6 protein-coding genes are annotated in these 8,788 nt (G+C 69.9%); 1 reads left to right on the top strand and 5 read right to left on the bottom strand.

The genetic code is table 11. The features are described 5' to 3' along the window. Positions 1 to 541, top strand: a 541-nt coding sequence (locus RM1_RS21970; protein WP_143187339.1) for an IS3 family transposase, incomplete at its 5' end; no start/stop codon positions are given. Between the two features lie 82 nt (positions 542 to 623). Here the strand turns inward: RM1_RS21970 and RM1_RS21965 are convergent. The 5 genes from RM1_RS21965 to pepN all read right to left on the bottom strand — a co-directional run bounded on the left by RM1_RS21965 (position 624) and on the right by pepN (position 8,761). Next, the gene (locus RM1_RS21965; protein ID WP_072753780.1) at positions 624 to 1,427 is read right to left on the bottom strand and encodes an SDR family oxidoreductase; all 804 of its coding nucleotides are present in this window, start codon (positions 1,425 to 1,427) and stop codon (positions 624 to 626) included. A gap of 205 nt (positions 1,428 to 1,632) precedes the next feature. Then, on the bottom strand, positions 1,633 to 3,336 hold the full coding sequence (locus RM1_RS21960; RefSeq protein ID WP_083576895.1) for a DEAD/DEAH box helicase: 1,704 nt from the start codon (positions 3,334 to 3,336) through the stop codon (positions 1,633 to 1,635). Between the two features lie 43 nt (positions 3,337 to 3,379). Continuing rightward, positions 3,380 to 4,756, bottom strand: coding sequence for a flavin monoamine oxidase family protein (locus RM1_RS21955; RefSeq protein ID WP_072753778.1), 1,377 nt, complete (start codon positions 4,754 to 4,756; stop codon positions 3,380 to 3,382). Positions 4,757 to 5,046: 290 nt separating this feature from the next. Further along, the gene (locus RM1_RS21950; RefSeq protein WP_072753777.1) at positions 5,047 to 6,243 is read right to left on the bottom strand and encodes a winged helix DNA-binding domain-containing protein; all 1,197 of its coding nucleotides are present in this window, start codon (positions 6,241 to 6,243) and stop codon (positions 5,047 to 5,049) included. Between the two features lie 28 nt (positions 6,244 to 6,271). Continuing rightward, positions 6,272 to 8,761 carry an aminopeptidase N gene (gene pepN / locus RM1_RS21945; protein ID WP_072753776.1) on the bottom strand — a complete coding sequence of 830 codons (2,490 nt, stop codon included), beginning with the start codon at positions 8,759 to 8,761 and terminating at the stop codon, positions 6,272 to 6,274. Between the last annotated feature and the right edge of the window lie 27 nt (positions 8,762 to 8,788).

Raw genomic sequence — 8,788 nt, 5'->3', positions numbered from 1 at the left:
TGAGGCCGGCAAGGTCGCCCCGAACCTGCTCGAGCGCGATTTCGAAGCCAGCGCACCGAACCAGAAGTGGGTCACCGACGTGACCGAGTTCCGCGTCGGTGAGGACAAGCTCTACCTGTCGCCGGTGATGGACCTGTTCGACCGACAGATCATCGCCTTCTCGGTCGGTCCATCACCGAACCTGCAGTTGACCAACAGCTCCCTGCGTGCCGCGATCGCGACCCTCGGCGACGGGCAGACGCCGCTGGTGCACTCGGATCAGGGATTCCAGTACCAGCACGAGTCCTGGCGACGCTTGCTCGCCGATGCCGGCGCGACCCAATCGATGTCCCGCAAGGGCAACTGCTTCGACAACGCCGTGATCGAGAACTTCTTCGGCCACCTCAAAGAAGAACTCTTCCACCACGTGCGATACCTGAACAGCGACGCTTTGGCCACCGCGCTGGCGGACTACATCCACTGGTACAACACCGAACGCATCTCCACAAAGCTCAAGGGCCTGAGCCCGGTGCAATACCGGACCCAGGCCCTTGCCGCTTAGGCTCCTACTTGGCCAGTCCAACTTTCGGGGACCAGTTCATTTCGGAACGGACCCCCTCGTCCTCCGGTGTGGCCTACAGGCCCTAGCTCATGTCCCACACCTTCGGCCAGTCCTTGCCGCGGTTGGCGGCGTCGGTGCCACCGTCGACGAAGACGACGGATCCGACGAAGTAGCTGGCCTCGGGGCCGAGCAGGAACGCCACCAGAGCGGCCACCTCCTCGGGCGTGCCGCCGCGACCGGCGGGGATGGTGGACAGGAAGTGCTCCATGCCCGCACCGACCAGCGGGTCCTTGCGCCCCTCCTGGGTCATCGGGGTGTCGATCAGGCCCGGCGCGATCGCGTTGAGGCGGATGCCCTGCGCGATGTACTCGGCGGACTTCGTCCTGGCGTAGTAGGCCAGCGCGGCCTTGGTGGCCGGGTAGGCCTGGATCGCGGCCCACTCCCCGAACGTCGCGGCGACCGCGTTGGCGCCCGACTCGTCACCGGCCAGGCAGGCGTCGGCGAGATCGGTCGGCCAGTTCGGCTGACTGGTGGTGGAATTGGAGCTGATCAGCACCACGGACGGGTTCCTGCCCGCGGCCAGCAGCGGGCGCAGACCCTCGAGGAGTTCGATGGCGCCGAAGTAGTTGACCGCGATCAGCAGATTCGCGGGTCGGCCCGCGGCGGCGGCCAGGCCGGCGAACGGGACGAATCCGTCGATGCTGCCGTCGGCCAGCGCGGCCACCTGCGCGATGGCGTCGCGGCGCCCGTCGGCCGTGCTCAGGTCGACATTGACGTCGGCGTTGTGCAGGTCCACGCCGATGACGCGGTGGCCGTCGGATTCCAGCCGTGCCTTGGTGGCCGCGCCGATCCCGGAGGCACAGCCAGTGATGACGTAGGTCGCCATGAAATTCCCTTCGAACAGAAGATTCGATGCGATACGGCCAGAAGCCGAATCGGTCAATGGGCATGCGCCGAGCGACACCCAGTTTCCGAAGATATCCCCCGAGCCGATCGCTGCGTCCAGGTTCGTCCGAATCGGAGGCTAGGTGCGCGCCCCGACCACCGATCCGATTCGTCCCGGTGAGCGGGACGAGGATCCGGACGTCCACTCAGTCGAAGGCCCGCTGGTCGATCCAGTCCGCGTTGAACATCCGGGCGATCGACACCAGCGCGCTGGTGTCGCCGTCGACGCTGGCGGAGGTGACCATCAGCCGGTCGACCATCGTGGTGGCAGCGGACTCCTCGACCGTGTCGGTGGCGTAGAGCAGCGACCAGGGGCACACCTGGTAGTCGCGGTGACCACGGCCGATGGTCTGTCGGGCGGCGATGCCGGAGTACCGGGGCTGGTGGAAGAACCCGATCCGAGGGGTCGCGGTTGCCCGGGAGCCGTCGGTGAGGTGCTCGGCGGCGTGCAGGCTGATCGCCGAGGTCGTGTTGAACACGACCACCCGGGTCTCTCCGCGCTGGAACCGCAGCCTCTCGTTCTCGGCGTCGCGGCGGCCGCCGAAGATCCGGGACACCGCGATGCCGCGCGCCTCGAGGAGGTCGGCGACCGGCTCCGCGCCGGTGCTCACCATCTCCGTCGCGACCAGGCACTGATAGCCGCGCTCCACAGTCGCCGCGACCAGGTCCGCGGTGTGCGGCGCCCGGATCATGCCTGCCTTCTGTCGGAACCGGATCAGTGCCGCCCGACCGCGCGCGGTGTCGGAGCCGGTCCTGGCGATCTGCATCTCGCGGCGGTAGTCGCCCCACTCCATCTCGTACTGCTGTCGCTCCGCGACGGTCAGGTCGACCCCGAGCCCGTCGATCGGGGCCTGCCCCCATGGCGCGTCCCGGTGCAGCATCACCGGCGGTTGGGCGGCGGTCATCACGTCCCGCACCCGGGCGACGGCGTCGGCCTGGATCCGGCCCGACGCCTTCGCCTCCGCCGTCCACTGCCAGCGGCCCATGTACCGCTCCAGCGGCACCCCGAGCTCGACCAGTCGGGCGCCGAGCTCGTCCCACCGCTGCGGCGGCTCTCGGTGCACCTGCGCCAGCAGCGACGACAGGTACCGCCACTCGCCGGGGTGGTGCCCGAGGGTCGCGGTCAGCGAGATGACGAACGGCGCCTTCTCTGGCGGGTCGAGATGGCGGGTCACCCGCCGCTGGTAGTCCGTGCGCTGCGAGTCGTGCCGGAAGTTGTGTGCCTCGTCGTTGACGACTACGTCGAATCGGTACCTCGGCCTGCCGTTGCGGGCGATGAGCTTCTTGAGCTGGTCGGGGGAGATGATCAGCCAGCGATAGCCACCGTCGCCAACGGCCGCGATCGACGCGCGCCAGTGCGGGATGGTGATCGAGGTGGGGCGGTCGACGGTGACGAGAATCGTTGTGCCGCCGCGCTGCTGAGCGACCGCCTTCGCGCCTGCGATCGCGCTGAGCGTCTTGCCCAGGCCCGGGTCGTCGGAGAGGCAGAAGCCCCGGAAGCTCGCCTCGGCCGCCCGGGCGATCGCGGCGGCCCCCTCGAGCTGTTCGCGCCGCAACTCCTTCGGGGCTGCCTCGGCGGACGGACCCCGGGTACCGTTCAGCTCGTCCTCGACCCACTGCTGGTACGAGTACGGCTTCGCCGCATAGAGGCGGAGTTCCTCGGGCAGGCTCGACCCGACGTAGGCGTGACTCTTGATGGCCCCGTAGTACTTTGCGCCGGGCGCGGGAGCCCGGAACGGCACCTCGAGCACCCAGACGCGTTCCCCGGGGCCTGCGACGGGCGCATCGACCTTCTTCGCCGCGGCCTTCTTCGCGGGGCGGGCGGTCTTTCGGCGAGCCTTGGCGGTCACCACGCAACGGTAGCCGCGCGGTCCGACATGCCGGCGCGACGGACTACCGTCCGGCGGGGGTCAGCCCGTCGCGCTCGGTCACCTCGCGCGCGGAACGCTCACCGGAGCGGACGGCGCCGTCCACCCAGCCGCACATTTGCGCGGAGCTCTCCGTGCCGGCCCAGTGGATGCGACCGCAGGGCTCGCGGAGCGCGGGACCGAACTCCGTCAGCACCCCGGTCGGTGCGTGGCTGAGCATGCCGCCGCCGGAATAGCGCTCCACGCACCAGTTCTGCTCGATGTAGTCGACGGGCGAGCGCGCCTTCTCGCCGAAGCGCCCGACAAGCTCGCCGAGCACCGCCTTCCGGCGTTCGGCCTCCCCGAGGCGTCCGAGCTCGCGCGCGATCGGGCCCTCGACGATGACGCACAGCACCCCTGGCGTGGCCGCGTCCGTGCCCGCGTCGATGGTGATGGTGGCGGGGGAGCCCGGTGCCGCCGACTGGCCCGACAGTCCGTCGGCCCGCCAGAACGGCTCCTCGTACACGGCCGCGATCTTGACGATCGAGCCGCTCGGCATCCGCTGGTGCAGGAAGGAGCGGTCGACGGGCAGCATCGGCTCGTAGCGGATCTGACTCGCGATGGCGAGCGGCACCGCGACGATCACCCGCCGGGCACGCACCGTCATGTCCTCGGAGCGAACGGTCACACCGTTGCCGTCCTGCGTGATGCCGCGAACCGGCTGGCCTAGATGGACTGCGTCCCCTATCTCCGCCGCCATCGGCCGGTAGATCGCGCCCATGCCGCCGACCGGCCGCTCGTCCTCAGCCGCGTCCTTGACCCCGAGAACGAAGCCAGGGCCGCCACCCGACGCCATCTGGTAGAGCACGAAGAGCATTGACACCTCGGAGGCCGCGGAGGTGTAGCAGCCCGCGATCGCCGTCTCGAGGAGCTCGTGCGCCGGTCCCGACAGGACGTTGTCGTCGAGCCACTTGGCCAGGCTGATCTTGTCCCACTCAGCGGCCTTCTTCGCCCGCCAGGGGGCATCGAGGGGGATCGTCTTGCACATCGAGCCGAGCTCGAGGAAGACCGCGCCGAGGTTCGCCGTCACCCACGGGCTCATCGTCAGGGGGATGGTGCCTTCGTAGCGGTGCTGCTTGCCGCCGACCACCATCATGGCCTGCCCGTCGGTGTACTGCTTGTAGCTCGGCACACCGAACTCATCCATCAACGCATAGATCCGGTCCTGACCCGGCCCCACCCACGCACCGCCGCGGTCGATCCACGTCCCGTCCTCGCGCACCTCCGTGAAGGTTCGGCCGCCGACCCGGTCCCGCGCCTCCAGCAGCGCTACCGATCGGCCCGCCTGTTTGAGCCGCAGCGCCGCCGTCAGCCCCGCGAATCCCGCACCTACAACGCAATAGTCGACATCGACGTCAGCCATGACACACCCTGCGTTCGCCAGATCTGTGCGCACACCCCTCGCCGGGTGCACCAATCGGCTGCACTCGCATCGCGGGGGTCGATTACGCCTCGCATCTATGCGTACTCGCAGTGCGCGAGCAGGTCAAGGGCGGCGAGAGTGCGCGCGAAAACCGTTGTGGCGTCTAGGAAGCCACACAAACGACTACATGCCAGAGCAGTCCCTGCCTCTCGAACGGGCGCTTGTCGGGCCACCCACACGGCCGTTGTTCCGATAACCGCCCGTTCGCGGGCCGCGATCAGGACCGGCCGTCAAGCTCGCAGCTTCGCCAGGGGCGAGGGAAAGCGGGGGAGCACCTTGTCACCCTGGAGCCAGGCCGACAGCGTGACCGCCTCCTCGTCGAACGCCCGTCGCGCCTCGGCACCGACGTCCTCGAGCAGGTGCACCACCACCTGCCCGGCCTCGTCCTGCCACCAGCCCCCGACGATCCGGCCGTCCCACCACGCCGTCGGGCCGGCGTTGCCACTGGTGTCGAACAGCAGGTCCTTGTGCGGCCCGAGGTACCAGTCCCTGTCCCGCCAGCCCATCGTGGTCGGATCGAGAGCGGGCAGCAGTGCCGCCCACGGCTCGACGGGGTCGTCCCGTTCCTGGTCGTCGGCCAACAGGTAGCCGGCTCGGCCGTCCAGGTCGACCGTGACGACATCCAAGGCGGACAACGCCTTCCGCACGGTGGACACCGTCGACCCGAGCCACCACTTGAGGTCGGCCTCGGTGCCGGGGCCGAACGCGCGCAGCCACGCCTCGACCAGCCAGGCCGCGCCTGCCGCCTCCGTCTGATGCTCGATCGGCGCGCCCAGCCAGGATTCGCTTGTCGCCCAGCGGTTCCGCGACGCCCGCCAGGGTCCGTCATTGGTCGCACGCACGATCCTGCCCTCGGCCGACAGCACGGTCAGCACCCGAGGTCCGACGGACACCTGCCCACCCCAGCTCCGGCCCTCGCCATAGGTCATCGAGCCCTTCAGCAGCGGGATCTGTTCGCGCAGAGTCGTGTACGACATCGGCGCACCACCCTCCAGCGCATCGAGCACCGCGTCTCCTGCCGCCCCGAGCCAGCCGGCCCCGTCGTCGAACAGGCCGGCCTTCTCCACCTCCCGGATCAGGCGCCGCCGCTCCGTGTCGGCAACCCGATTGCTGGCACCGGCCTGGACGAACGGCAGCGACTCGCTCGGGAACACGAACAGGGTGCGCCGCATCGCGAGGTGTTTGACCAACGAGCGCTCGTCGTACATGGCGCGCTCCAGGTCCGCCACCACCATGCCGTCGACCCTTGCCCGGGCGGACAGGAAGATCGTCGCGGGGTCCGTGCCGTGCAGGCACACCAGGCTCCTTGCCGCCTCGGTCACGCACGCGGCGCGGGCCTCGGGCGCGAGCCGGTGGCGTCGGGCCAGTCGGGCGCGGCGCTGCGCCGGGTCGAACGAGATTGCGTGATCGGTGGGCACGGGTGTCATTGTGCCCGCTCGCGGCCGGCGGGCACGGCTATCCGAGCCCGGCCCGCACCCGCAGGTCCCGGGCCAGGTGGTCGCGCTGCTCGATCACCAGCCGGCGCAGCGCGTTCGGCGCGTCCGGGTTCGTGGCCAGCCAGTCGTCGACCGGGCCGAGCGACTCCGCCGCCGGGAACAGTCCTAGCACGATGCGTCGCGCGATCTCGATGCTCCGCCGCGCCCAGACGCCGCCGATCGCCGCGAAGTAATCGTCGTCGTAGCGGGCGGTGAGGTCGCGGCGGTCACCGGCCCGGAACCCCGCGATGACGGCGTCGAGGTGCTCGTTCGTCAACGACGTGTCACCCAGCGCGGACTCCCATGCGCTCGCCTTCACGTCCGCGTCCGGCCGCGCCGCCAGCGCCCGCAGGTGAGCGGTCCGCCCGGAGGCGGTGTCGTCGCCACCGAGCTCTACGTCCAGGTCCGCCGCACCGGCGTGGCCGGTCGCGGCCAGCGCGGTCCACAGCGCCCAGCGCAGATCGGGGTCGAGCGCCAACCCCTCGGGGGCGGGCGCCCGTCCGTCGAGGACAGCCCTGATATCGGCGGCCAGGCGATCGTCGACCGTGGCCGCGGCCGCCGCCGCGCGTGCCCAGGCGAGTTGGGACCCGGAACCCCGCTCTGCGGATTGCATTGCTGCCCAGGTCGTGTCGAGCCAGGCACCGCGCCACCGGTCCCGATCCTCGGTCGGCAGGTAGTGCCCGATGGCGTAGGACGCATTCGACAGCACCGCCGCCAACAGCGCCGTGTTCGACTCCGCGGGCGCGAATGCCCGGGCCATCGTGAGGTAGCGGTCGGCGGCCAGTTCGCCGTCGCGGGTCGCGTTCCACAGCGCGGACCAGATCAGCCCGCGCGCGAGCGCATCGGTGACCCTGTCGAGTGAACGCTCCACGGTGGCAAGCGATCCGGAGTCCAATCGCGCCTTCGCATAGGTGAGGTCCCCGTCGTTCAGCAGGCGCAGCGGAGCAGGGTCGAGCACGATCGGGGTACGTTCGGCGAGGAGATCCACCTCCACCCGCTCGCGGCGGACCAGGTCGCCGGCGTCGTCGAAGTCGTAGAGCCCGACCGCCAGGCGGTGCGGGCGCGGATCCGTCTGGACGATCACATGGCCGCCGTCGGCCTCCTCGACCGTCAGCGTCGACATCCCGGAGGTCTGCAACCAGGCGCGCGCCCACTCCGTGAGGTCGCGCCCCGAGGCCGCCGACAGCTCCGCCAGGAGGTCCGCGAGGGTGGTGTTCCCGAAGGCGTGCGCCCGGAAATAGCGGCGTGAACCCTCGAAGAAGGCATCGCGCCCAACAAACGCGACCAGTTGCTTGAGTACGCTCGCGCCCTTCGCGTAGGTGATGCCGTCGAAGTTGAGCTTGGCCGCCTCCAGGTCGACGATGTCCGCGACGATCGGGTGCGTGGTGGGCAGCTGGTCCTGCGAGTACGCCCAGGCCTTGCGCCGGTTCGCGAACGCGACCCACGCATCGGTCCATCGCGTGGCCTCGGCGCTGGCGAGCGCGCCCATGTAGTCGGCGAACGACTCCTTGAGCCACAGGTCGTCCCACCACACCATCGTGACGAGGTCCCCGAACCACATGTGGGCCATCTCGTGCAGGATCGTGTTGGCTCGCCCCTCGTACTGCGCGGCCGTCGCCGCACCACGGAAGACGTAGGCCTCGGTGAACGTCACGCAGCCGGGGTTCTCCATCGCGCCGAGGTTGTATTCCGGCACGAACACCTGGTCGTACTTGCCCCACGGATAGGGGTAGTCGAACTGCTCGGCGAAGAAGTCGAGGCCCTGCCCGGTCACCTCGAAGAGGGTGTCGGCATCGAGGTACTGCGCGAGCGAGGCACGGCACAGCAGGCCGAGCGGGACCGTGAGATCGCCACGGCTCCAAGTTGATTCAACCCGGGCATAGGGACCGGCGACCACGGCGGTCAGGTAGGTGGAGATGGGCAGGGTTGGGGAGAACTCCACCGCCTGACGGGCGTCGTCGGCCTCGCGGGCGGCGATCGGGCGATTGGAAACCAGCTCCCATCCGGCGGGGGCCGTGACGGCAAAGGTGAACGGCGCCTTCATGTCCGGCTGCTCGAAGCAGGCGAACACCCGGCGCGCGTCCGACGGCTCGTACTGGGTGTAGAGGTAGGTCTGGCCGTCGACGGGGTCGAGGAAGCGGTGCAGGCCCTCGCCGGAACGGCTGTACTCGCCGGTGGCCTCGACGACAACCCGGTTCGACGCGCGCAGATCCCCGACCAGGATGCGTGCGCCGTCGTACTCGACGGGCGCCGCCGTCCCGTTGACGGTCACCGACTCGACCGAGAGCCCGATGAAGTCGATCCACGTCTCGGCCCCGACGGCGTCGAAATCGATGGTCGTGGTCGTCGGGAAGCCCGGGCGGGAGTGGTCGGGCGCGGCCAGGAGGTCGAGTTCGACGCGGTAACCGCGGACGGTGACCGCCGCCGATCGGGCGGCGGTTTCGGTGCGGGTCAGGTTCGCGATGGTCACGGGTCGATCCTGCCAGGCGGGCCGGAC

The organism is Rhodococcus maanshanensis NBRC 100610 (assembly GCF_001894865.1).
GTDB classification, from domain to species: Bacteria; Actinomycetota; Actinomycetes; order Mycobacteriales; family Mycobacteriaceae; genus Rhodococcus_G; species Rhodococcus_G maanshanensis.
The sequence above is the reverse complement of the archived record's forward strand: the minus strand, read 5'-3'. Positions and strand labels throughout refer to the sequence as shown.

Bases quoted from the DNA above. Each gene is read 5' to 3' on its own strand.
- RM1_RS21950 (WP_072753777.1), bottom strand. From the start codon at position 6,243: ATGACACCCGTGCCCACCGATCACGCAATCTCGTTCGACCCGGCGCAG.
- RM1_RS21965 (WP_072753780.1), bottom strand. From the start codon at position 1,427: ATGGCGACCTACGTCATCACTGGCTGTGCCTCCGGGATCGGCGCGGCC.
- RM1_RS21955 (WP_072753778.1), bottom strand. From the start codon at position 4,756: ATGGCTGACGTCGATGTCGACTATTGCGTTGTAGGTGCGGGATTCGCG.